Source organism: Streptomyces sp. NPDC041784, assembly GCF_055591025.1.
This window is the reverse complement of sequence record NZ_JBVJAB010000009.1, coordinates 53,523-76,862: the sequence shown is the minus strand read 5'-3', so window position 1 is coordinate 76,862 and position 23,340 is coordinate 53,523. Positions and strand designations below refer to the sequence as shown.

Annotated in this window: 22 protein-coding genes; 5 read left to right on the top strand and 17 right to left on the bottom strand. The window is 72.5% G+C overall.

The features are described from left to right. Nucleotides 1-247 precede the first annotated feature (247 nt). Both ACZ6D7_RS20750 and ACZ6D7_RS20745 read right to left on the bottom strand, forming a co-directional pair. On the bottom strand, nucleotides 248-955 hold the full coding sequence (locus tag ACZ6D7_RS20750; RefSeq protein WP_469492386.1) for a Crp/Fnr family transcriptional regulator: 708 nt from the start codon (nucleotides 953-955) through the stop codon (nucleotides 248-250). Nucleotides 956-1,193: 238 nt separating this feature from the next. Next, nucleotides 1,194-2,531 carry an enolase C-terminal domain-like protein gene (locus ACZ6D7_RS20745; RefSeq protein WP_469493042.1) on the bottom strand — a complete coding sequence of 446 codons (1,338 nt, stop codon included), beginning with the start codon at nucleotides 2,529-2,531 and terminating at the stop codon, nucleotides 1,194-1,196. A gap of 624 nt (nucleotides 2,532-3,155) precedes the next feature. Between ACZ6D7_RS20745 and ACZ6D7_RS20740 the strand changes: the two genes are divergently transcribed. The 3 genes from ACZ6D7_RS20740 (at nucleotide 3,156) to ACZ6D7_RS20730 (ending at nucleotide 7,038) form a co-directional block, all read left to right on the top strand. Then, on the top strand, nucleotides 3,156-4,208 hold the full coding sequence (locus ACZ6D7_RS20740; protein WP_469492383.1) for a sugar ABC transporter substrate-binding protein: 1,053 nt from the start codon (nucleotides 3,156-3,158) through the stop codon (nucleotides 4,206-4,208). Nucleotides 4,209-4,345: 137 nt separating this feature from the next. Further along, entirely contained in the window at nucleotides 4,346-5,995 is a 1,650-nt protein-coding gene (locus tag ACZ6D7_RS20735; RefSeq protein ID WP_469492380.1) for a sugar ABC transporter ATP-binding protein, read from the top strand. 2 nt (nucleotides 5,996-5,997) lie between these two features. Continuing rightward, a complete protein-coding gene (locus ACZ6D7_RS20730; RefSeq protein ID WP_469492377.1) occupies nucleotides 5,998-7,038 on the top strand; it encodes an ABC transporter permease in 1,041 nt (346 codons plus the stop codon). 225 nt (nucleotides 7,039-7,263) lie between these two features. Here the strand turns inward: ACZ6D7_RS20730 and ACZ6D7_RS20725 are convergent, their stop codons facing one another. Together ACZ6D7_RS20725 and ACZ6D7_RS20720 are read right to left on the bottom strand one after the other, a co-directional pair. Continuing rightward, nucleotides 7,264-8,388: a PP2C family protein-serine/threonine phosphatase gene (locus tag ACZ6D7_RS20725; protein WP_469493038.1), complete on the bottom strand. Its 1,125-nt coding sequence runs from the start codon at nucleotides 8,386-8,388 to the stop codon at nucleotides 7,264-7,266. A gap of 163 nt (nucleotides 8,389-8,551) precedes the next feature. After that, complete coding sequence (locus tag ACZ6D7_RS20720; protein ID WP_469492374.1) at nucleotides 8,552-9,310, bottom strand: IclR family transcriptional regulator; 759 nt, start codon at nucleotides 9,308-9,310, stop codon at nucleotides 8,552-8,554. A 265-nt stretch (nucleotides 9,311-9,575) separates the two neighbouring features. Here ACZ6D7_RS20720 and ACZ6D7_RS20715 point away from each other — a divergent pair, with 265 nt between their 5' ends. Next, nucleotides 9,576-10,433 carry an SDR family oxidoreductase gene (locus tag ACZ6D7_RS20715; RefSeq protein ID WP_469492371.1) on the top strand — a complete coding sequence of 286 codons (858 nt, stop codon included), beginning with the start codon at nucleotides 9,576-9,578 and terminating at the stop codon, nucleotides 10,431-10,433. A gap of 147 nt (nucleotides 10,434-10,580) precedes the next feature. Continuing rightward, complete coding sequence (locus ACZ6D7_RS20710) at nucleotides 10,581-11,273, top strand: DUF6215 domain-containing protein (RefSeq protein WP_469492368.1); 693 nt, start codon at nucleotides 10,581-10,583, stop codon at nucleotides 11,271-11,273. 65 nt (nucleotides 11,274-11,338) lie between these two features. Here the strand turns inward: ACZ6D7_RS20710 and hypE are convergent, their stop codons facing one another. The 13 genes from hypE to ACZ6D7_RS20645 form a co-directional block, all read right to left on the bottom strand. Further along, entirely contained in the window at nucleotides 11,339-12,418 is a 1,080-nt protein-coding gene (hypE, locus tag ACZ6D7_RS20705; protein WP_469492365.1) for a hydrogenase expression/formation protein HypE, read from the bottom strand. Continuing rightward, nucleotides 12,411-13,547 (bottom strand): hydrogenase formation protein HypD, encoded by a 1,137-nt coding sequence (gene hypD / locus ACZ6D7_RS20700; RefSeq protein ID WP_469492362.1) that lies wholly within the window; start codon nucleotides 13,545-13,547, stop codon nucleotides 12,411-12,413. Before hypD ends, hypE begins: the two co-directional genes overlap by 8 nt. Then, nucleotides 13,544-13,849 carry a HypC/HybG/HupF family hydrogenase formation chaperone gene (locus tag ACZ6D7_RS20695; RefSeq protein ID WP_469492359.1) on the bottom strand — a complete coding sequence of 102 codons (306 nt, stop codon included), beginning with the start codon at nucleotides 13,847-13,849 and terminating at the stop codon, nucleotides 13,544-13,546. The genes hypD and ACZ6D7_RS20695 overlap by 4 nt, the downstream gene beginning before the upstream one ends. Nucleotides 13,850-13,881: 32 nt before the next feature. Continuing rightward, on the bottom strand, nucleotides 13,882-16,227 hold the full coding sequence (hypF, locus tag ACZ6D7_RS20690) for a carbamoyltransferase HypF (protein ID WP_469492355.1): 2,346 nt from the start codon (nucleotides 16,225-16,227) through the stop codon (nucleotides 13,882-13,884). After that, nucleotides 16,224-16,997, bottom strand: coding sequence for a hydrogenase nickel incorporation protein HypB (gene hypB / locus ACZ6D7_RS20685; RefSeq protein WP_469492353.1), 774 nt, complete (start codon nucleotides 16,995-16,997; stop codon nucleotides 16,224-16,226). The genes hypF and hypB overlap by 4 nt, the downstream gene beginning before the upstream one ends. A gap of 3 nt (nucleotides 16,998-17,000) precedes the next feature. Beyond that, nucleotides 17,001-17,399, bottom strand: coding sequence for a hydrogenase maturation nickel metallochaperone HypA/HybF (locus ACZ6D7_RS20680; RefSeq protein ID WP_469492350.1), 399 nt, complete (start codon nucleotides 17,397-17,399; stop codon nucleotides 17,001-17,003). 144 nt (nucleotides 17,400-17,543) lie between these two features. Then, on the bottom strand, nucleotides 17,544-17,648 hold the full coding sequence (locus ACZ6D7_RS20675; RefSeq protein WP_469492345.1) for a DUF6893 family small protein: 105 nt from the start codon (nucleotides 17,646-17,648) through the stop codon (nucleotides 17,544-17,546). A gap of 10 nt (nucleotides 17,649-17,658) precedes the next feature. Next, on the bottom strand, nucleotides 17,659-18,180 hold the full coding sequence (locus ACZ6D7_RS20670) for a hydrogenase maturation protease (RefSeq protein ID WP_469492343.1): 522 nt from the start codon (nucleotides 18,178-18,180) through the stop codon (nucleotides 17,659-17,661). After that, a complete protein-coding gene (locus ACZ6D7_RS20665) occupies nucleotides 18,177-19,625 on the bottom strand; it encodes a hypothetical protein (RefSeq protein ID WP_469492340.1) in 1,449 nt (482 codons plus the stop codon). The genes ACZ6D7_RS20670 and ACZ6D7_RS20665 overlap by 4 nt, the downstream gene beginning before the upstream one ends. A gap of 16 nt (nucleotides 19,626-19,641) precedes the next feature. Next, entirely contained in the window at nucleotides 19,642-20,328 is a 687-nt protein-coding gene (locus ACZ6D7_RS20660) for a DUF6084 family protein (protein WP_469492336.1), read from the bottom strand. Continuing rightward, nucleotides 20,325-20,954, bottom strand: a complete 630-nt coding sequence (locus tag ACZ6D7_RS20655; protein WP_469492332.1) for a DUF5947 family protein — start codon at nucleotides 20,952-20,954, stop codon at nucleotides 20,325-20,327. The genes ACZ6D7_RS20660 and ACZ6D7_RS20655 overlap by 4 nt, the downstream gene beginning before the upstream one ends. Next, entirely contained in the window at nucleotides 20,951-21,484 is a 534-nt protein-coding gene (locus tag ACZ6D7_RS20650) for a hypothetical protein (protein WP_469492329.1), read from the bottom strand. Before ACZ6D7_RS20650 ends, ACZ6D7_RS20655 begins: the two co-directional genes overlap by 4 nt. Then, nucleotides 21,481-23,262 carry a nickel-dependent hydrogenase large subunit gene (locus ACZ6D7_RS20645; protein ID WP_469492324.1) on the bottom strand — a complete coding sequence of 594 codons (1,782 nt, stop codon included), beginning with the start codon at nucleotides 23,260-23,262 and terminating at the stop codon, nucleotides 21,481-21,483. The genes ACZ6D7_RS20650 and ACZ6D7_RS20645 overlap by 4 nt, the downstream gene beginning before the upstream one ends. Nucleotides 23,263-23,340 lie beyond the last annotated feature (78 nt).

Sequence of the window (23,340 nt, the reverse complement as noted above, 5' to 3'; positions counted from 1 at the left end):
GTTCTGAGTTCTGAGTTCTGAGTGCTGAGTTCTGAGTGCTGGGTGCTGGGTGCTGGGTGCTGGGTGCTGGGTGACCAGATGCCGAGTGCGAAGTGCTCGGGAGCCGAGTGCTGAGAGTGCCGCGTACGGAGAATCCTGGGAACCGCGTCCCGGTCCCGGCACGTACAGGATGGACTCGGCCCGCCCCTGGCGTATGTAGCCGTTTACACAAACAGCGGTAGCCGCTTGCACAAACGGCCGTGGCCGCTTACCCGATGGGCCGGGAAGGCCCGGTTCCTTCCCCGGCAAGCAGCCTCAGCGGCTCCAGGTCCGTGACGACGATCTGTCGGGTGGCGGTGCGGACGAGGCCCCGCTCGCGCAGCAGCCGCAGCGCCTTGGCGACCGCCTCGCGGGTCGAGCCCACGGAGGCGGCGAGATCGTGCTGGGGCAGCGGCAGGTCGACGGTCACACTGCCGTCGGCGGCCCGGCGTCCGGTCCGGGTGGCCAGCTCCAGCAGCCGGGCGGCAAGCCGTTGCAGGACGTTCTCCGAGGCCAGGGAACGGCGTTCGCCGTCGGCGCTGCGCAGCCGGGAGCCGAGCTGCCGGAACGCAAGGGCGCTGACGGCGGGGCTGGAGGCGAGAAACCCGCGGAACCGGTCTCCGGGGATGACCACGGCGTCCACGTCCCCGAGCGCGGTGACCGTGGCGCTGCGTGGCCGGCGGTCCATCGCGGCGAGTTCGCCGACGAGTTCACCGGCCCCGCGCAGGGCGAGGATCAGCCGGCTGCCGCGCTCGGTCGACACGGAGACCGTCGTCCAGCCGCCGAGGAGCGCGACGACGTACGAGGTGGTGGATTGTTCGGACAGCAGCACCTCGCCGGTCCGGTAGCCGCGCGGGACGCCAAGCGCCAGCAGCGCGGCGCGGTCCCGCGGCCGTAACGCGTCGAGGAGCGGCTGCTCCTGCTCGATGAGACTCACCCTGACCGCTCCCGGACCGGCACCGACGGGGACACGACGACAGCGCGTGACAGCTCTGACACGCACACGTCACGCCATCGTCGCAGCCGATCGCCGATCCCGCACCAGCCCCGCGTGTCGCCCCGCCGCGCTCCGAGATACGAAGGACCAGATCGGCCTCCGGGCGGCGCGGACCCCCTCGGGCGGGGGTGGGCGCCCCTGAGGCGGGGGTGGACGCCCCTCGGGACGACCGGTCCGCTCAGCCGTCCTGCCGTCGTTCCGCGAGGTCGGCGGCCCAGAAAGCGCCGTCCGGATAGCGGTACTCGGCGATGGACGCGGGGCGCATGGTGGCGGAGAAACCGGGCGTGAGCGGAGCCGTGTAGTGGCCTTCGCGGATCACCTCGGGCGCGGTGAAGTGTTCGTGAAGATGGTCGACGTACTCGATGACCCGGTCCTCGGTGGTGCCGGACAGGGCGAGGTAGTCGAACATCGACAGGTGCTGCACCAGCTCGCACAGGCCCACCCCGCCGGCGTGCGGGCAGACCGGCACCCCGAACTTGGCGGCCAGCAGCAGGATGGCGAGGTTCTCGTTGACGCCGCCGACCCGGGCCGCGTCGATCTGGAGGACGTCGAGGGCGCCGGCCTGGAGCAGCTGCTTGAAGACGACGCGGTTCTGGACGTGTTCGCCGGTGGCGACCTTCACGGGTGCCACGGCCTCGCGGACGGCGGCGTGGCCGAGGACGTCGTCGGGGCTGGTGGGCTCCTCGATCCAGTACGGGTTCAGGCCGGTGAGCGCGCGGGTCCACTCGATCGCCTCGCCGACGTTCCAGCGCTGGTTGGCGTCGATGGCGATGCGTACCCGGTCGCCGACGGCGGCGCGGGCGGTGCGCAGCCGGCGGAGGTCGTCGACGAGGTCGGCGCCGACCTTGAGCTTGATCTGGGTGAAGCCGTCGGCGACAGCCTGCTCGGCGAGCCGGGTGAGCTTCTCGTCGGAGTAGCCGAGCCAGCCCGGCGAGGTGGTGTAGCCGGGATAGCCGCGCTCCAGCAGGGCGGCCTCCCGTTCGGCCAGGCCGCCGCGCCCCTCGCGCAGCAGACCGAGCGCCTCCTCGGGGGTGAGGACGTCGGCGATGTAGCGGAAGTCGACCTGGGAGACCAGCCACTCGGGGTCGGCGTGGGCGAGCAGCCGCCACAGCGGCTGTCCGGCCCGCTTGGCGGCCAGGTCCCACGCGGCGTTGACCACCGCGCCGATCGCCATGTGCATCACGCCCTTCTCGGGCCCGAGCCAGCGCAGCTGGCTGTCGCCGATCAGGTCCCGGCTGAGCGACCCCGGGTCGGCGCACAGCTCGTCCACGGACCGGCCCAGGAGATGCGGCCGCAGGGCGGCGATCGCGGCGACCTGGACGTCGTTCCCGCGTCCGATGGTGAAGGTGAAGCCGTGTCCTTCGAGCCCGTCGGCGGAGTCGGTGCGCAGCACCACGTAGGCGGCGGAGTAGTCGGGGTCCGGGTTCATCGCGTCCGAGCCGTCCAGCTCCCGGGAGGTGGGGAAGCGGATGTCGTGGGTGTCCACCGCGATGATCCGAGCGGGAGAGGCGGTCAGGGGGCTGGGCGAGGGGGTGGTCAACACGGACGCCTTTCGCGCTCGGCACTCATTCATCGGAGGAATGGCAGCACAGCGACTGTAAGGGCCCTCCCGACCCATGACAACGCATTCCTCGGATGTATGCGATCGTGGCGAGGAATTATGGCAGGTCAGCGATGAGATATGCGCAGAATCAGCGGCTTGGGCGCATGGGAGGACACCGCACCCTCCGATGTATCGGGCGACGGGACGGCTGTCCCGCACCCCCGCCGGTCCGCCTCCCCTGTGCCGCACTCCCACCCGCCTGCGGGCGGCGCTGGTGACCACCCGTCAACTCGCGTTCGGGCAGCGCACGGTTCCTCCGATTCCGTGCGAACGGACCCCTTGTCAACGCCGACGGCACCGTCGTAACGTCCTCGACGTCCGAGATACATCGGAGGAATCTCCCAGCCTTCGGTGCCCTCCCTCTCGCCTCCCCCTCCCCCTCCCCCTCCGCTCTCCCGTCGCCCCTCCCCTCCCCCTCCCCCTCCCCTCCCCCTCTCCTCTTCACCTCGTTCTCCCCCTCCTTCCCTCGGTCGTCCGACATCCCCACCGTCGCCCCCCAGCACGGCTCCCAGCCCTGGCTAAGGAGAGAACCCGGCCATGAAGCTCGCTCGTACCCGCTCCACCGCCACCGCAGCCGGCGCCGTCCTCGCGGCCCTCGTCCTCCTCACCGCCTGCAACCGCGACAGCGGGGGATCCGGCGGCTCGGGCGGCGACGGCCCGGCCATCGGGATCGACCTGCCGCGTTCCGACTCCGACTTCTGGAACTCCTACGCGCAGTACCTGAAGAAGGACATCAAGACCGACGGCGTCAACGCGCTGCCGCTCAGCAACTCGCAGAACGACATCACCAAGCTGGTCGCCAACGTGCAGGTCTTCCAGAACACGGGCGCCGAGGCCGTCGTCATGGCCCCGCAGGACACCGGAGCGATCGCCTCCACCCTGGACACCCTCGCCTCGAAGAAGATCCCCGTGGTCAGCGTCGACACCCGCCCCGACAAGGGCGACGTCTACATGGTCGTCCGCGCCGACAACCGGGCCTACGGCACCAAGGCCTGCGAGTTCCTCGGTGAGCAGCTCGGCGGTGAGGGCAAGGTCGCCGAACTCCAGGGTGCGCTGGACTCCATCAACGGGCGGGACCGCTCCGAGGCGTTCGCGGAGTGCATGAAGACGAAGTTCCCGAAGATCAAGGTGTTCGAGCTGCCCACCGACTGGAAGGGCGACGTGGCCTCCGCCAAGCTCCAGAGCCTGCTCGCCCAGCACCCCGATCTGAACGGCATCTACATGCAGGCGGGCGGGGTGTTCCTCCAGCCGACCCTGGCCCTGCTGGAGCAGAAGGGACTGCTCAAGCCGGCCGGCCAGCAGGGGCACATCACGATCATCTCCAACGACGGCATACCGCAGGAGTTCGACGCCATCCGCGAGGGCCGGATCGACGCGACCGTCTCCCAGCCCGCCGACCTCTACGCCAAGTACGCGCTGTACTACGCGAAGGCCGCGGCGGAAGGGAAGACCTTCGAGCCCGGCAGGACGGACCACGACTCCACGATCATCGAGATCCCCAACGGTCTGGAGGACCAGCTCCCGGCGCCACTGGTGACCAAGGACAACGTGGACGACAAGACGCTGTGGGGCAACGCCGTCGGCCAGTGACCGGCCGACCCGCCCGGCTCCCTCCTTCTCTCCACTCCCGTTTCCCCGTCTCCCCCGTTTCCCCGTCTCCCCCGTTGCCCCGTTCCCCTGTTCACCCGTTCCCCCCCGTTTCCACGAAGGCCGGAAGGACGGTACCCATGACGGACCCCGCGGCCGCTCCGGTGCCCGGCGTCGGCGGCCCTGCGCCGGTGGCCGAGGCCCTCGGCGTCGGCAAGAGGTTCGGCGCCACCGTCGCGCTGCGCGACGCCCGGATCGCCGTCGCCGCCGGCGAGGCGCACGCCCTGGTGGGCCGTAACGGAGCCGGCAAGTCCACGCTCGTGTCCCTGCTCACCGGGCTCCAGCGGCCCGACTCCGGCACCTTGCGCTTCTCCGGTGAACCGGCCCCCGCCTTCGGTGACATCGACGCCTGGCGGTCCCGGGTGGCCTGTGTCTACCAGCGGTCCACGATCATCCCTGAGCTGACCGTCGCGGAGAACCTCTTCCTGAACCGGCAGAGCGCCGGTCCGCTCCAGCCCATCCGTTGGCGGCAGTTGCGCCGCCGGGCCGAGGAGCTCCTCGGCGAATACGGCGTGGACGTCGACGCCGGCGCGCGAGCCCGGGAACTCACCGTGGAGCAGCGGCAGTTCGTGGAGATAGCCCGCGCGCTGTCGTTCGGCGCGCGCTTCATCGTGCTGGACGAGCCGACCGCGAAGCTCGACGCCCGGGGCATCGCCAGGCTCTTCGACAAGCTCCACGACCTCCGGCGGCAGGGGGTCGCCTTCCTCTTCATCTCGCACCACCTCCAGGAGGTGTACGACCTCTGCACCACGGTCACGGTCTACCGCGACGCGACACACATCCTGACCGCGCCGGTCGCCGAGGTCGGCCACCAGGCGCTGGTGGAGGCGATGACCGGAGAGACCGCAAGCGGAGAGAGCGCGACCGGGAAGACCGCCACCACGACGGCCGCCCTTGCCCGCGGCGACCGGAGCACCGTGCAAAGGGCGGCCGGCGAGCTGCTGAGGATCGAGGGTCTCACCCTGCCCGGCGCCTGCCGCGATCTGTCACTGTCGGTGCGCGCCGGCGAGGTGGTCGGGCTGGCGGGGGCGACGGCCAGCGGCCATGTGCGGGTCGGGGAGGCCGTGGCCGGACTGCACCGCGCCGAGGAGGGCCGGATCGCGGTCGGCGGCCGTGCCGTCCGCACGGGCAGCGTGCCGTCGGCGCTGGCCGCCGGGGTCGGTCTGGTCCCGGAGGACCGGCACCTCCAGGGCCTGGTCCACCGCCGCAGCGTGGCGGAGAACGCCACGCTCACCGTGACCGGCCAACTCGGCCCGTTCGGCACGGTGCTGCCCGCCCGGACCAGGGTCTTCGCCCAGCGCATGATCCGGGACCTCGACATCAAGACGCCGGGCGCGGCCACCCCGGTGTCCGCGCTGTCCGGCGGCAACCAGCAAAAGGTCGTCGTCGCCCGGGCGCTGGCCACCGATCCCCGGGTGCTGGTCGCCATCCGGCCCACCAACGGGGTGGACGTCAGGTCCAAGGAGTTCCTGCTGCGCCGTATCCGCGAGGTCGCGGACGGCGGGAAGGCCGCGCTGGTCGTCTCCGACGAGCTGGACGACCTCAGGGTGTGCGACCGGGTCGTCGTCATGTTCCACGGGCGCGTGGTCGCCGAGTTCGACCGGGGCTGGCGGGACGAGCAGGTGGTCGCCGCCGTCGAGGGCGTGGCCGGCCGCCGGTCCGAGGGGTCCGCCGCCCGCCCGGAATGTGGGCCCGCCGACGTATCCGACACCGCAGAGCACGGAAGGTAGTCATGTCCGCCACCACAGATGTCACCGATCCCGCGGCGAACGTGGCACGGAAGGACGCCGAGGGCACCCGGCGCGGGCTCGATCTCGGCCGTTTCCGTGAGCTGTCCCTGATCCCGGCCATCCTGGTGCTGGGGCTGATCGGGTTCATCGTCTCGCCGGCCTTCCTGACCGGCGACAATCTGATCGGTGTGGCCCAGCAGTCCACGGAGCTGAGTCTGCTGGTCCTCGCCACCGCGCTGATCCTGATCTGCGGGCGGATGGACCTGTCCCTGGAGTCCACGATCGGTGTGGCGCCCGTCGTCGCCGTGTGGCTGGTCCTGCCCACCGACGGGGCGCGGTTCACCGGCCTCGGGCTGCTGCCGGAGTGGACGGCCGTGCCGCTCTGTCTGCTGGTGGGTGTGGTGATCGGGGCCGTCAACGGGTTCCTGATCCTGAAGCTGCGCCTCAACGGCTTCATCGTGACCCTCGGCATGCTCACCATGCTCCGTGGCCTCCAGGTCGCCCTGTCCGAGGGCCAGTCGATCGTCGAACTTCCCTCCTCCTTCACCTACTTGGGCAAGGCGTCCTGGTGGGGCGTGCCCGCGGCGATCTGGATCTGCGTGGTGCTGTTCGCGCTCGGCAGCGCGGCCCTGGCGTGGCTGCGGCACGGCCGGGCGCTGTACGCGATCGGCGGGAACGCGGAGGCGGCCCGTACCGCGGGCATCCGGGTGGACCGGATCGTGTGGGTGGTGCTGATCCTCGGCAGCCTGCTGGCCGCGTTCGCCGGGATCCTCTACAGCGGCCACTACGGGTCGATCTCCGCGACCCAGGGCAGCGGCTGGATCTTCCAGGTGTTCGCGGCGACCGTCATCGGCGGCGTCAGCCTCAACGGCGGCAAGGGATCCGTCTTCGGCGCGCTGACCGGTGTGCTGACGCTCCAGCTGGTCGTCAACGTGATGACGCTGGCCGGTGTGCCGCCGTTGTGGAACCAGTTCCTGAACGGCGCGATCATCATCGTCGCGCTGATCATCTCCCGGTTCGCCTCGGGCGAGAAGCAGGAGTAGGGGCACGGTCATGGCCGCCCCCTGTCGCGTCCCGCTCGGTCCGGGTGAACCGCCCCTCGGACAGCCGGCCGTCCGCGAGGCCGCGCACCGCCGTCCCGAAACGAGGACGTCCAGGAAGGACGTCCAGGAAGGTCAGCCCGTCGGTGCGGGCGCGGTGGGAGACACCCGAGCCGGCCGCGCCGAACAGTGCAACACCCGTCACAGGCGTCACGCGCGTCCCAGAGGTCACACAGCCTGGTCCCGGCGCAGCGGAACCCGCGCAGACGGGTGGGCAACGGCCGCTTCGCAGGCGACGACGTCGTGGACGGTCGGCTTGCGGATCAGCAGGAGCGCCGCGTCGTCGTGCAGCCGCCCGCCCACATGGGCCAGCAGTTCGTCGTGGAGCGCGTCGAGGGTGCGGGCCGGCTCGTCGCAGACATGGCGGGCCAGTCCCTCGACGAGCGGGTAGAACGCCCGGCCCCGGTCGCGGGCCTCGGTGACGCCGTCCGTGTAGAGCAGCAGCTGGTCCGCGTCGGTGAAGGGCAGCACCTGGAGGCTGGCGGTCTGGTCGTGGAGTGCGCGCAGTCCGAGGGGCGGGGCCGGGTGGGTGGGCTCCACCGCGACGACGTCCCCGTCGGCGCGGACGAGCAGCGGCGGGGCGTGCCCGCAGTTCACCACCTCCAGCTGGCCGGCCCGCGGGTACCCGGCGACCACGGCGGTGACGAAGTCGTCGCCGCCGAGGTTGCGGGCCAGGCTCCGCTCGATCCGGTCGACGACGGCGAGGAGGTCGGGCTCGTCGTAGGCGGCCTCGCGGAAGACACCGAGCACCAGCGCGGCGGTCCCCACGGCGGGCAGCCCCTTGCCGCGGACGTCGCCGACGATCAGGCGCACACCGTACGGGGTGGGGATCAGGGCGTAGAGGTCGCCGCCGATCCGGGCCTCCGCGGCGGCGGCGCTGTAGCGCACCGCTGCCTGGAACGGGCCGACGGTCGCCGGTACGGGCAGGAGCAGCGCGTGCTGGGCGGCCTCGGCGACCGAGCGGACGGCCGCCAGGACCCGCTCCCGGCGTCCGCGCAGCGCGCCGGCCAGGGCACTCGCCAGGGTGACGGCCACCAGGGCGGCGAGGACGGCGGCCAGCTCCCGGCCGGGCACACGGTCGCCGATGCCGAGGGCGGCGCAGAGCCCCGCGGCGAGGAGGCCGACGCAGAGGACGCCGCGCGGGCTGTTGGTGGTGGCGGCCAGTGCGGGACCGGCCGCGAGCAGGGGCAGCCAGATCATGCCGGCTCCGCCGACGAGGTCGAGGAGCACGACCACGAGAACGATCAGCACGGGGAGCAGGGAGCCTGCCACCCTGCACTTGAACAGCCGCATCGGCCAGGGGTCGCCACCATGATCTCGTGCCTGAGTCATGCCTCGTCCGCAGTCCTCGTCTGTGCGTCGGGGGGACACCTCGTCTGCGCACCGGGGCGGCACCTGAAATGTCCGTTTCATTTAGGAAACGGGTTCGACCCGGGGTACCACAAGAAGCCGATTTTCAGATAGTGAGCGACAAGCTCCTGGTCACCCGGTCCGCGGTCGGCAGCAGCCGGGACCTGATCTCCTCGATCCGGGAGAGCCGGTCGGCCGGCAGGGAGACGCCGAGCGAGCCGAGGACGTGCCCGCTGTAGACGGGCACCGCGATGCAGACCGTGCCGAGGGAGTACTCCTCCAGGTCCGTGATGGCCGGGGCCACCGGCGAGGAGTCCAGCCGGCGCAGCAGCTCGGGGGCGCTGGTGATGGTCCGCGGCGTGAGGTCGGCGAGGTGGTGGCGGGAGAGGTAGTCCCTGCGGGCCTCTTCGTCCAGCTCCCGCAGCACGGACTTGCCCAGCGCGGTGGCGTGCCCCGCGTCCTCGAAGCCCACCCAGAGATCGACGCGGGGCGCCCGGGGGCCGTCGACGATCTCGGCGACCCGGATCTCGCCGTCCTCGTAGAAGGTGAGGTAGGCGGCGGTCGCCAGCTCGTCGCGCAGCGCGGCGAGGGTGGGCCGGACCCGGCTGAGCAGCGCCTGGCTGCGGCCCGCGGTGTGCAGGGTCTGCAACCGGTCGCCCAGCACGAACCCGCCGTCGTCCAGTTTCCGCAGGTAGCCGTCGTGCACCAGGGTGCGCAGCAGGTGGTAGGCGGTGGCCAGGGGCAGCTCCGTCTCACGCGCCAGCTGTTTCGCCGGCGCGCCGTTCTCGTGCGCGCTCACCGCCTCGAGCAGACGGAACGCCCGCTGCACGGAGGTGATCAGCGTCGGGCCGTCACCCGTACTCACACGACCAGCGTGCGCCCGGCACCCCCTCAGGGCAAGGTGGACCCGCCCCACGGACGGCGATCGATCGGTGCACGGGTCCCGGCGACTGTCGGATTCCGACCATCACGGGTCACCATTCGATCTCGCCTTCCTCGCCGCCGTGCCCCATGACCTGAGGGTGGAAGGGGGAGCGTGAGCCGAAAAATCCCGGACACCACCTGACCGCCCAGAACGACGCCCGGCGCACCGCGACACCAGAAAGAACCGACCGGAAGTGATGCCAGCCATGACCGAATCGCCCGAACCGACCCTGGTGGTCACCGGCGCCACCGGACACCTCGGTGGACGCGTCGCCCGCCGGCTCGCCGAGCGGGGCGTGCCGCAGCGGCTGCTGGTGCGCAGCCCCGAACGGGCACCGAAGCTGCCCGGCGCCGTGGCGGTCCGCGGTGACTTCGGCGACCGGGACGCGCTCCTGCGCGGCCTGAGCGGCGCGCAGACCGTGCTCATGGTGTCCGCCTCCGAGAGCGCCGACCGGCTCGCACAGCACCGGTCGTTCGTGGACGCCGCCGCCGAGGCCGGCGTACGGCACCTGGTGTACGTGTCCTTCTACGGCGCGGCGCCCGACGCCACGTTCACGCTCGCCCGGGACCACTTCCACACCGAGGAGCACATCCGGGCCCGCGGGCTGACGTACACCTTCCTGCGCGACAACCTCTACGCGGACTTCGTCCCGGAGTTCGTCGGCGAGGACAGTGTCATCCGCGGTCCGGCCGGTGACGGGCGGGCGGCTTTCGTGGCCCAGGACGACATCGCCGACGCCGCCGTCACGGTCCTGACCCGGCCGGGCGAGCACGCCGGTGCCGTCCACGACCTGACCGGGCCCGAGTCCCTGACGCTGGAGGAGGCCGCGGCGGTCCTGTCCGAGGTGCTCGGCCGTGCGGTCGTCTACCGGCCCGAGACGATCGAGGAGGCGTACGCCTCCCGGGCCTCCTACGGGGCCCCGCCGTGGCAGCTCGACGCCTGGGTGTCGACGTACACGGCCGTCGCGGCGGGCGAGCTGGAACGCGTCAGTGACGCCGTGCCCCGTCTCACGGGCCGCCCCGCCACTCCCCTCGCCGACGTCATCCGCGCCACCTTGGGCTGACGCCGCGCCCCGATCGCCCCCAAGAACACGGACCGCACGAACTCGGTCCGCATGAACACGCCGAATTCGGTTCCCCTCGAAACGATCACCGGATAGGCTCCCCGGCGCGCGTCAGGGCGCCAGAGGCACAGCGGGGGACGAAAGAACATGGTCGACGAGGTCGGCGGGCCCGAGAAGGGCATGAGCACGGGGGCCCAGGTGGCCGCGGCGGTGGTGATGGTGGCCGGCGTGGCGGGCCTCATGTGGGCACTGGCGGGAGCGCTCCCGCAGAACTCCGCCGACGACCGACCGGCCACCTGCTCGGCCTCGGGCACCGAGCGCCCGGCGGCGCGGCACCTCTCCGGCGCACAGATGTGCACGGCACTGAACCGTGCGGACCTGCCGTCGCTCCTCGGCACACCGCAGGAGCACGCCGAGACCGCCAACGGCCGCGAGACGTCCTTCGAGCTGCCCGGCGGCACCAAGGTCTCCCTGCCCGAGGCGACCGTCACCCTCGACACGTACTCCGTGCGGATCTCGGCGGACCACGACGCGTCACCGATCAGCGGGAAGGCCGACCTGATGGGCGGCACCGCGCAGCCGAGGACGGTCCTGGGCCACCCGGCGGTCCTCTACTCGGACCGGACCATCGCGCTCACCTTCAGCCTCGGTGGCGGCGAGGCCGAAGCCGGCCCCGGGGGCATCGCCCGCACCCTGCTGGTCACCCGGGACACGAAGGAGGGCCTCAGCTCGTACGAGATCTCCATCTGGCGCCAGGACGACGTGACACCCGACGACGCGGCGCTGCTCCGCGTCGCCGAGAAGGTGCTGCCGACCCTGCCGGGCTGGACCACCGCCTGACGGCCCACCCACGGGGCCGCCGGAGTGTTCCCGGCGGCCCGGTGGGCTGTCAGGCGCGGCCCGGTTCAGCAGATCCGGGGCAGCTGCTCCCCGATCGGCAGGTCGACCACGCGCGTACCTCCCAGCCCGGTCCGGGCGACCACCATGCCGGGATGCGTGTCGACGGTCTCGCCGATGACGACGGAGTCCCTGCCCAGCGGATGGGCGCGCATCGCGTCGAGGACCGCGTCGGCGTGTTCGCGCGGCACGAAGGCCACCAGCTTGCCCTCGTTGGCGACGTACATGGGGTCCAGGCCGAGGATGGCGCAGGCGTTGGCCACGGCCGGCGGAACCGGGACGGCACGCTCCTGGATGACGACACCGGTGCCGGAGGCCTGCGCGATCTCGTTGAGCGCGGCCGCCAGACCGCCCCGGGTGGGATCGCGCAGCACATGCAGGTCCGGGGTGACGGCGAGCATGGCCTCGACCAGGCCGCCGAGCGCCGCGCAGTCGCTCTCGATCTCGACGCCGAACTCCAGGCCCTCCCGCACGCTCATGATCGCCACGCCGTGGACGCCGACGGCGCCGCTGACGATCACGACGTCCCCGGGGACGACCCGCTCGGGGCGCAGGTCCACCCCGGTCGGGACGAGACCGATACCGGCCGTGTTGATGAAGATCCCGTCGCCGTGGCCGGACTCCACCACCTTGGTGTCGCCGGTGGCCACCTCCACCCCAGCGGTGCGCGCGGCCGCGCCCAGCGCGTGGGCCACCCTGGTGACCACGTCCAGCTCGACGCCCTCCTCCAGGATGAACCCGCAGGAGAGGTAGGCGGCGCGGGCGCCGCGCATGGCGAGGTCGTTGACGGTGCCGTTGACCGCGAGGTCGCCGATGCTGCCACCGGGGAAGAACAGCGGCCGCACCACGAAGGAGTCGGTGGAGAACGCCAGCCGGGCACCGCCCAGGGTGACGGCGGCGGCGTCGCCCATCTGCGCGAGCGCCTCGCCGCCGTAGGCCGGGGCGAAGATCTGCTGGACCAGTTCGGCGGAGAGCGCGCCGCCGCCGCCGTGGCCCATGACGACCCGGGGCCGGTCGCGCAGCGGCGCGGGGCAGGTCCACCCCTCGGGGTCGATCGCCGTCACGGGGAGATCGGTGAGGTCAGACAACGGGGCTCGCCTCCCGGCCGGCGGCGGTCGTGGGGGTGGTCATGTCGAGGCGCCGGTACAGGTAGTAGGCGGCGCAGGCGCCCTCGCTGGAGACCATGGTGGCCCCGAGCGGGGTGCGCGGGGTGCACAGGGTGCCGAAGGCCTCGCACTCGTGCGGCTTGAGCAGCCCCTGGAGGACCTCGCCGCTGCGGCACTCGGCCGGTTCCCTGGTCCGGATGCCGTCGACCTGGAAGCGGTGCTCGGCGTCGTGGTCACGGTACTTCGGCGACAGCCGCCAGCCGCTTCCGGGGATCACACCGATGCCGCGCCAGGCCCGGTCGGTGACCTCGAAGACGTCCTCCAGCATGGCCCGGGCGGCCGGGTTGCCCTCCGGGCGGACGGCCCGGGCGTAGGCGTTGTCGACGGTGTGCTCGCCGCGTTCGAGCTGGCGGACGGTCCGGCGGACGCCTTCGAGGATGTCCAGCGGCTCGAAGCCGGTCACGACGATCGGCACCCGGAACCGCTCGGCCAGGTCCGGGTACTCCCCCAGGCCCATGACGCTGCACACGTGCCCGGCCGCGAGGAAGCCCTGCACCCGGCAGTCCGGCGAGGCCATGATCGCCTCGATGGCCGGGGGTACCTTGACGTGGGAGACCAGCATGCTGAAGTTGCGGATGCCGTGCCTGCGGGCCTGATGGACCGTCATGGCGTTGGGGGGCGCGGTGGTCTCGAAACCGATGCCGAAGAACACCACCTCGCGGTCGGGGTTCTGCCGCGCGATGCGCAGCGCGTCGAGCGGCGAGTACACGACGCGTACGTCACCGCCCTCGCCGCGCACCTGGAACAGGTCCCGGCCGGTGCCCGGCACCCGGAGCATGTCGCCGAAGGAGCAGAAGATCACCTCGGGGCGGGAGGCGATCTCCAGGGCCTTGTCGATGACCTCCAGCGGGGTCACGCACACCGGGCAGCCCGGCCCGTGGATCAACTCGATCTGGTCCGGCAGGAGTTGGTCGATGCCGTGCCGGATGATGCTGTGCGTCTGCCCGCCGCAGACCTCCATCAGCGCCCAGGGCCGGGTCACCGTGGCGTGGATGTCGTCGAGGAGCCGGCGCGCCAGCTCCGGGTCCTGGAACTCGTCGATGTACTTCACCGCTCGTGCACCTCTTCCGGGCCGGCCACGCCGGCCTCCGCCGCCGCCATCTCCCAGGCGTCGCCGAACTCCTCCTGGAGCATGCCGAGTTCGGCGAAGAGTTCGAGCGTCTGCTTCGCCGACTCCTCGTCCAGGCGCTGGAGGGCGAATCCGACGTGGACGATGGCGTACTCGCCCACCTGGAGGTCGGGCAGGTACTCCAGGCACACCTCCTTTACCACTCCGCCGAAGTCGACGGTGGCCATCCGGGTGCCGTCACGTTCCTCGATGTCCAGCACTCTGCCGGGTACCGCCAGGCACATGGTCCTCTCCTCGCTGTGGGGTCGGGTGTTGCTCAGTCCGTGGTCCGCGCCCGGGCGGCCACCATCAGCTGGCCCAGCGCCAGGCCGCCGTCGCCCGGCGGCACGAGGTGGTGCCGCAGGACCGTGAAGCCGTCCTCGCACAGGGCAGCGGCACAGGCCGAGGAGAGCAGCGTGTTGGCGAACACCCCGCCCGTGAGGGCGACCGTGTCCAGCCCGTGCCGCTCCCGCGCCCGTACGCAGATCCGGTGCACCAGACCGGTCACGGCCCGGTGGAAGCGGGCCGCGACCCGCTCCGGACCGACGCCCGCCCGCAGGTCGCCGACGATCGCCGCGAGGACGGGCGCGGGATCGGCGCGTACCGTGCCGCGCTCCGGGTGCAGCGCGAAGGCGTACCCGCCGGTGTCCTCGGCGGGCGCCCGCAGCGCGGCGCTCTCCAGCTCGACGGCCGCCTGCGCCTCGTAGTCCGACCGGTGACAGACACCGGCGAGCGAGGACACGGCGTCGAAGAGCCGGCCCATGCTGGAGGTGGGCACGCAGTTCAGGTTCCGCTCCAACTGCCGTTCCAGGACCCTGAGTTCGTCGGCGGGGCAGACGGCCGTACAGGCGAGGTCCGGCGACCGGGCGAGGCCGGCCGAGCGGAGGTGGGAGAGCGCCATGCGGTACGGCCTGCGCACCGCGGCGTCGCCGCCGGGCAGCGGCACATAGGCCAGGTGGCCGAACCGGGTGAAGCCGTCGTAGTCCGCGAGCAGGAACTCCCCGCCCCACACGGCGCCGTCGTCGCCGTGACCGGTGCCGTCGAAGGCGACCCCGATCACCGGCCGGGTGCCGTCCAGCCCGTGCTCGGCCATCGCGGCGGCGACATGGGCGTGATGGTGCTGGACACGTACGACGGGCCGGCCGGCCGCGTTGCGGCCGGCCCACCGGGCGGAGCGGTAGCCGGGGTGCCGGTCGGCCGCCAGGCTCTCCGGCCGTACGCCCGTGAGGGACTCCAGTTGTCCCACCGCGTGCTCGAAGGCACGCTGGGTGCCGAGGTCGTCCATGTCGCCGATGTGCGCCGACAGCCAGGCCCGGCGGTCCGCGCCGAGGCAGAAGGCGTTCTTGAGGTCCCCGCCGACGGCGAGCGCCGGGCGTACGGGCAGGGGCAGGGTGAGCGGCAGGGGCGCGTAGCCGCGGGAGCGGCGGAGCACCAGCGGCTCGCCGTCGCAGACGCGCACCACGGAGTCGTCGCAGGGGACATGGATCGCGCGGTCGTGCATGAGCCAGGCGTCGGCCAGGTGCGCGAGCCGCTCCAGCGCCTCGCCGTCGTCGGTGACGATCGGTTCACCGGAGGCGTTCCCGCTGGTCATGACGAGCAGCCGGGGCCCGTCGGGGTCTCCGGGCAGGCCGAGCAGGAGGTGGTGCAGGGGGGTGTACGGCAGCATCACGCCGAGGTCGGGGCTGCAGGGGGCGACGGCCTCCGGGTACGAGGCGTCGGGCCGCCGCCGGAGCAGCACGATGGGCCTGGCCGCGCTGTCGAGGAGGCTCCGCTCCTCGGGGCCCAGCCGGACGAGGTGGCGGATGTCGTCGGCGCTCCTGGCCATGACGGCGAACGGTTTGTCACCCCGCGCCTTGCGGCGGCGCAGCAGCTCGACGGCCGCGCCGTTCATGGCGTCGCAGGCCAGGTGGTAGCCGCCCAGCCCCTTCACGGCGAGGATCGCGCCGCGCGCGAGCAGGGCGCGGGCCTCGGCGACCGGGTCCTCACTCCCCGCGCCGCCGCCTCCCTGGACGAGCAGCCGCAGCCGGGGCCCGCAGTGCGGGCAGGCGACGGGCTGCGCGTGGAAGCGGCGGTCGGCCGGATCGGCGTACTCGTGGGCGCAGTCGGCGCACATCGGGAACCCGGCCATGGTGGTGTGGGCCCGGTCGTAGGGCACGCCGGTGACGATGGTGAAGCGCGGGCCGCAGTGGGTGCAGTTCACGAAGGGGTGGCGGTGCCGCCGGTCCGCCGGGTCGGCGAGTTCGGCGAGGCAGTCGGCGCAGGTGGCCGTGTCCGGGGAGACCAGGGTGGCGGCCGGGCCGCCGGTGCGGGAGGCGAGGATGGTGAAGGCCTCGCCGCCGGTGGCGGGCACCTCCTGGTGGTGCACGGACTCCACCCGGGCCAGCGGCGGTGCCTGGACGGCGATCCGGTCGCAGAACCGGGCCACCGCCGTGGCGGCGCCCTCGACCTCGGCGACGACGCCCTCCGGCGTGTTGGTCACATGGCCGACCAGGGCGAGTTCGGTGGCGAGGCCGTACAGGTACGGCCGGAAGCCCACGCCCTGCACCACGCCCCGGACGACGATCCGCCGGCGCAGGGTCGGGTCGCCGGTGACGACGGCCGGCGGGAGCGGCGCAGCGCTCACGGGCGGGGGGCCAGCGGGCCGTGGTCGGCCGCGCCCGCGTGGGTGTGCGGGTGGGGGTCCGTGTGCGTGTGGTGGGCCTCGGGCCGGCGGGCCATGACCGGGGTGTGCGGGGGCGCGCCCGCCGCGGCGGCCATCGCCCGGTCGAGCAGCAGGCCGATGCCCTGGCCGTGGCGGGCCGAGGTCAGCACCACCTCGACGCCCGGGTTGACCCGCTCCACGTTCGCGCGGAACGCGGCCTCGTCGAACGCGACGGCCTCGGCGATGTCGGTCTTGGTGACCACGACCAGCTGGGCGAGCCCGAAGGCGGTGGGGTACTTCAGCGGCTTGTCCTCACCCTCCGTCACGGAGGCGAGGACGACCCGGAGCGTCTCCCCCAGGTCGTAGGAGGCCGGGCAGACCAGGTTCCCGACGTTCTCCACGAACAGCACCCGGGTGTCGTCGGGCAGCCAGCCCAGCAGATGCCCGGCGAGCATGCCGGCCTCCAGATGGCACAGCCCGTCGGTGAGCACCTGCTTGACCGGGACGCCCGAACGCGCCAGGCGGGTGGCGTCGTTCTCGGTGGCGAGGTCGGCGGTCAGCGCGGCCGTGGGGACGGACCGCTCGCGGGCCAGCAGCAGTTCGCGTTCCAGCAGCGCGGTCTTGCCGCTGCCGGGGCTGGAGAGCAGGTTGACGACCGTGGTGCCACGCGCCGTGAGCTGGGCGCGCAGGGTCCGGGCGCTCGCGTCGTTCTTGGCGAGCACGGCCTGCTGGAGGTCGACGGCACGGCACATGGTTCAGCACTCCTCGGAGATCGGTTCGCGGGCCGGCGTCCGCGCGGGACCGCCGTCCTCCCACTGCACGCCGGCGATCCGCAGGTCCCGGCCCGCGAGCAGTTCCACGCTCGTCCCGCCGCAGGCGGGGCAGATCAGGCTCGGTGGCATGCCGACGGCCCAGTCGTGTGCGCAGGGCGTGCAGCGGGCCCGCCCCGGGACCGCCTCGGTGACCAGTTCGGCACCTTCCAGCAGGGTTCCGGCGCAGGCCAGTTCGAAGCAGAAGGCGAGCGAGTCGGGTACGACCCCGGCCAGTTCGCCCACCTGGAGCCGTACCGAGCGCACCGCCGTGACATCGCCCGCCTCGGCGGCGGCCGTCTCCACCTGGTCGATCACGGCGAGCGCCACGGACATCTCGTGCATCGGTGGTCTCCAGTCCTCCCGGGGCCGGGCTTCATTAGAGGCGAGGCGGCGGGGCCGCCCGGCCAGGCACGCCGTCGCCGGGCGGACGGGTACGCCGTTCGCCGCACGGGCGCAGGGAACGGCGTACCCGGCGGGGCGCCCGGTTCACATGGACCGGATGCGCAGGTAGCGCCTGATGTCGGGGAACAACTCGACGACCACGGCGGCCACCACGAGGGCGGCGCCGCCGGCGGCGATGACTTTCTTCATTGCGTTCTCCTCAGGTGGGTGTCTCCGCGGTGGAGATCTGCGCCACGGACGGCTCGTCGCCCCGTAGCAGCTCTTCGATCAGCCGGACGGCCCGCGGTACGGCGTCGGAGACCGGCGCGCTGAGCCCGATGCCCTCCTCGACGCAGGCCGGTTCGCAGCCGACGATCAGGACGCGCCGGGGCGGTGTCCCGTCGGTGCCGGCGCAGAGGGTGTCCAGCAGCGCGAGGACGGTGTCGGGGGTCATCCGGTGACCGTCGATCGCCGGGACGCCGACACTCCCGTGGCCGGGGCCGTCGTACTCGATGGTGTACAGCGTGCCGGGGTTCTCGCCGCGGGCCGTGGCGTCGACGAGGACGAGGGTGTCGTAGCCGTCCAGGAGCTGGTAGGCGAGGTGGACGCCGCGCACGCCGATGTCCACCACCTCGACGTGTTCCGGCAGCCGGCGTTCGGCCAGCCGGCGCGCGGTCTCCACGCCGAAGCCGTCGTCGCCGAGGAAGATGTTGCCGATGCCGGCCACCAAGGTCCGCTTCATGACGGGTCCTCCGGGTCCAACGGGTCCGCCGGGTCCGCCGGGTCCGCCAGGGGGACGACCTCGTCCGGCTGGAAGTACAGGTAGCGGCCCTGTTCGCGGCGGATGTCGGCGCCCGGGTCGCCGTCGACGGTCACCGCCAGGTGCACCGCGCCGTCAACGTCGTGCAGCACCGCCTCGACCGTGGCGGTGCGGCCCTGGAGGAACAGGTCCTGGGCGTCGGTGTGCCGGAGGCCGGGGCGCAGTTCGACGCGGCTGCCCCGGCCCACGGACCGGCCGTCCACGACGACCCGGTCCCGCTCCGGGTCGAATCCCTCGTCGCTCGCCGGGTCCCACCAGGGGGTGTCGGGGCGCTGGACCCCGTGCTCGTCGGGGAAGCCGGCGTCGCCGGTGATCTCCCGCAGGCCCCGCACCGCCCCGTGCAGGCGTTCCAGCACCTCGGCCGGCATCGAGTCCGCCAGGTCGATCACGGCGGCCGCGCGGGCGTCGGTGCCCCGGGCCTCGCGTTTCTCCTCGTCGGTGAGGGCGGCGGTGCGCAGCGCCAGGATCTCGTCGATCTCGGTGGCGTCGTACAGCGCTCCCGGGCTCTCCGGGGCGATGGCCGGGTGGTCCTCCAGGATGATCGGGGAGGACAGCACGAGGTCCGCGCGGCCGGGTTCGCCGGCGAGGACGGGCCAGGTGTGCAGGTTGCGGCAGGCGGCGACCGCGCCCTTCGCCCACTCGGGGGGATCGGTCATGGACAGGAAGGCCCCGGCGTCCAGGGCCATGAGGAGGTGGGTGGCCACCAGGGAGTGCGGCAGGGCCGCGTCCCGGTCGGCGGCGCGGCCGGCCGGGGGTGCCCAGGGGGTGGTGTTCTCGACGACGGCGGTGAGTCGCGACACCCGGTAGGGGCCGTCGAGTTCGCTCGCGGACAGCCGCAGCGTCCCGGTGATCTCCGCGCATCGCCGGACCAGCCGGCCCACGGTCCGGCCGGCCTCGTCCAGGACCGGCTCGGTGTCCTCCTGGGCGGGGCGCCGGAAGGGGAAGGTGACGCCGTCGCCGAGCAGCTCGGCCACCGGCGCGACCACCTCGACGCGCTCCTCGCCGCCCTCGTCCCAGGGCACCAGCACCCGGTCGTCGAGGCGGAGTTCGGGTACGGTCTCGAAGCCGCCGTCGGGGCGGGCCCGCTGCACGGTGCGCCGCCGGGCGTGCAGGAAGCGGACCTCGACCGAGAGGGTCGCGCCGTCCTTCGGTTCCATCAGGCACTCGGTGTGCTGGAAGTCGTGCTCCTCGCAGTCGGCGCCCCAGGCGGGCGGCACGAGCACGCCGAACTGCCAGCGCAGACGGTTCTTGGCCGCCGAGGCGCGGTACGGGTAGAGCACATAGCCCTCGAAGAGCACGGCGTCGGCCACCTGCCGGGCGAGGGCGAACCGCTCCTCCGTCCGCGGGGCGAAGGCGGTCACGGTCACGGATCGGTCCTTACGGTCACGGATCGGTCCTTACGGTCGTGGCGGTGAGCGCGCCGAACGGGTCGTTGGCGGGCAGGTCGTCGGCGCTGTCGAGCAGCGCTTCGACGGTCGCCTGCCAGGAGGGCAGCGCGTGGCGGGAGCGGTGGGCGAGGAGGGCGTCCATGGTGGCGCGCGGCAGCCGGATCCAGCCGCAGCCGGGGAAGTGCTGATCCACCATCTCCCGCCAGACGGCGACCGGCATCCGGAAGGCGGCCTCCCGGTCCCACGGGACCGGCTCGACCTGGAAGCCTCCGGCGCCGGTGAACGCCGTACCGGAGAACAGCATCAGCAGCGGGACCTCGCCGTCGGTGAGGGCGTCGAGGTAGCGGGACGCGGCGACGTCCATGTCGTAGGTACAGGGGACGACGAGGTCGGCCTCGGTCTCCCCGGTGAAGCTCGAGACCATCAGCGAGACTTGGGCGAACTGCACCGGCTGGAGGGTGCTGCCCCAGCGGGAGCGCTCGCCGAAGAGGTCCGCGAGTCCGTCGGCCTCGGCGGAGGCGTAGCCACGGCGGGCGGGTTCGATGCGGATCTGGCAGCGCAGCGCGAGGGCGTGCACGGGGGTGTCGCCGGACGCGGTGACGCGCAGCCGGAAGACGAGGGTGGGTCCGGCCGCGTACCGGTCGGCGCGGACACCGGTGCAGGCGAAGGAGAACTCGGTCACGGCCGCACCGCCTCCGCCACCGGCCGGGCGCGGTGCCGGACGTCCGCGAAGAAGGCGTCCAGGGCGGCCCTGGCCTCGGCGCCGCCGTCGAAGCCCTGCCACAGCAGGCGCATCCGGCCGACGAGTTGGTAGCAGAGGTCGATCGGGACGAGATGGCATTCGACCCGGCCGTCGGTGCGGCGCAGCAGCAGTGCCTCCACGTCGGGTTCCAGCAGGTCCGCGAGGCGGGTGCCGCCGAGGACCTCGTTCCAGGTGGCCGGGTCGAGTTCGCTCTCGGTGGCGCCGGCCGGGCTCGGGTAGAGGGCGACCAGCCGGTCGAGGGCCGCGTTACGGAAGAAGAAGGCGACGCCGACCGGGATCTGCAGGGCCTCCCAGGCCCGGTCGTCGAGGCGGTGGCCGGGGTCGGTGAGAAAGCGGGCCGGGACCGCGCGGAAGCGGCCCGCGGCGGCGCCCGGCGCCTCCATCAGCAGCGCGCAGGAGACGCAGGCGCAGGCCAGGCTGCGCCGCTCGGTGTCGACCAGGTGGCGGTGGTCCTCGGGCACCACCGCCGCGCACAGCTCGCACCGTTCGGGCTGCGGCGGACGCTCGGTGAGGAACCTCCGCAGGCCGACGGTGGACGCGCTCACCGGGTCCCCGTCGGCGCCGGGGCGGATCCGATCTGGAGCAGCGCGGGCGCCTTCTCCATCACGACGTCCCTGACCTCCGGCGCGAAGCAGGCGAGGGCCGCCCGCGCGGCCTCCTGGGCGCCCTCGCCGGAGCCGCAGCCGCAGCCGCCGCTCGCCCGGGTGCGCAGGCGCAGGGTGGCGCTCTCCTCGTCGAAGGTCACGACCTCCAGATCGTGCTCCCGCAGGCCCGCGACGGCCCGGACGATCCGGGTGTCGCGGTCCTCGGGGTGCAGGTCGTGCAGGACGAGCAGGCTCGCCACCAGGTCGTCGCCGAGCAGGGCCGCCGCCGGGTCGCCGGGGGCGGCGGACAGCAGCTGGAGGATGCGGGCCAGGCCGGAACCGTAGAAGTCCATGAGGGACCTGACGAGTTCCTCGGCCGCGGCCGCGGCGGCGGGTTCGCTGCTCGCGGCCAGCCGGTCCAGGACCTCCTCGATACGGCGCCCGGCCTGCTCGGCGTTCACCGGTCGCGCCGCCGTGGCGGGCGCGCTCATCCGCCGAGTCCGCTCAGGCCGGTGGGCACGTGCATGGTCTTCACGGTCTTGCCGCCGCCGACGTACATGTGGACGCCGCAGGGCAGACAGGGGTCGAAGCTGCGGACGGCGCGCATGATGTCGATGCCCTTGAAGTTCTCCGGGGTGTTCTCCTCGAAGATCGGCGTGTTCTGCACGGCGTCCTCGTAGGGCCCCGGGGTGCCGTAGGAGTCGCGGACGCTGGCGTTCCAGGGGGTCGGCGGGTACGGGTGGTAGTTGGCGATCTTTCCGTCGCGGATCACCATGTGGTGGGAGAGGACGCCGCGGACCGCCTCGGTGAAGCCGACGCCGATGCTCTCGTCGGGGACCTCGAACTTCTCCCAGGTCTGGGTGCGTCCGGCGCGGACCTCCTCCAGACCCTTCTCCGCGCAGTGCAGGGCGACGGCGGCGGCGTACGCCTGGAAGTAGGTGCGCGCGCGGTTGCGCTCCAGGGCGTTGGACCACTGCGGGATCTTCCACTCGAAGGTGGTCTCCGGCTTGGTCATGGTGCGGGGCAGGTTGATGACCACGCTGTGGCCGGTGGCCTTGACGTAGCCGATGTCGACGAGCCCGGACAGGGCGGTGGACCACAGCCGGGCGATGGGGCCGCCGCCGGTGTCCAGGGCGAGGTGGTCCTTGCCGTCGAACCAGCGGGGCGACATGACCCAGCTGTACTTGTCGTCGAAGTTCCGCTTCTGCGGGGCGGGGATGGTGTGCTGGTTCCACGGGTGGCGCGGGTCCACCGGGTTGCCGAGCGGGTCGTGGGTGACGAACTGCTCCTGGCCCTGCCAGTCCTCGTAGTAGGAGCTGCCCAGCAGGATGCGGATGCCGAGGTTGATCTCGGTGAGGTCGTTGGTGACCAGCTTGCCGTCGACGATGACACCGGGCGTGACGAACATCCGCCGGCCCCAGTCCGTCATGTTGGCGTACGTGAAGTCGCAGTACTCGGGATCGTTGAGCGCGCCCCAGCAGCCGAGCAGGACACGGCGGCGGCCGACCTCCTCGTAGCCGGGCAGGGCCTCGTAGAAGAAGTCGAAGAGGTCGTCGTGCAGGGGCACGACACGCTTCATGAACTCGACGTACCGCATCAGCCGGCTGAGGTAGTCGGTGAAGAGCTGTACGGAGGCGATGGTGCCGACGCCGCCCGGGTAGAGCGTGGAGGGGTGCACGTGGCGGCCCTCCATCAGGCAGAACATCTCGCGTGTGTACCGGCTGACCTGGAGGGCCTCGCGGTAGAACTCGCCCTCCAGGGGGTTCAGCGAGCGCATGATGTCGGCGATCGTGCGGTAGCCGTGCTCGGCGGCGTGCGGGGCCTCGGTGCGCTCGGCGAGTTCGAGGACACCGGGGTTGGTCTCCCTGACCATCTTCTCGCAGTAGTCGACCCCGACCAGGTTCTCCTGGAAGATGTTGTGGTCGAACATGTACTCCGCGGACTCGCCGAGGTTGATGATCCACTCACCCAGGTGCGGGGGCTTCACGCCGTACGCCATGTTCTGCGTGTACACCGAGCAGGTGGCGTGGTTGTCGCCGCAGATCCCGCAGATACGGCTGGTGATGAAGTGGGCGTCGCGGGGGTCCTTGCCGCGCATGAAGACGCTGTAGCCACGGAAGACGGACGACGTGCTGTAGCACTCCGCGACCCGCTTCTGCTTGAAGTCGATCTTCGTGTGGATGCCCAGGGAGCCCACGATCCGGGTGATCGGGTCCCAGGACATCTCCACCAGGCCGCTGCCGTCGCCGGCCGCCTTCGTCCTTGCCATCGTCTTTGCCGTGCCCTTCGTTGCGCGGGGGTGAGGGGTGTGGGGGGTGCACGAAGCAGAAGCGGGTCACTCGCGGTG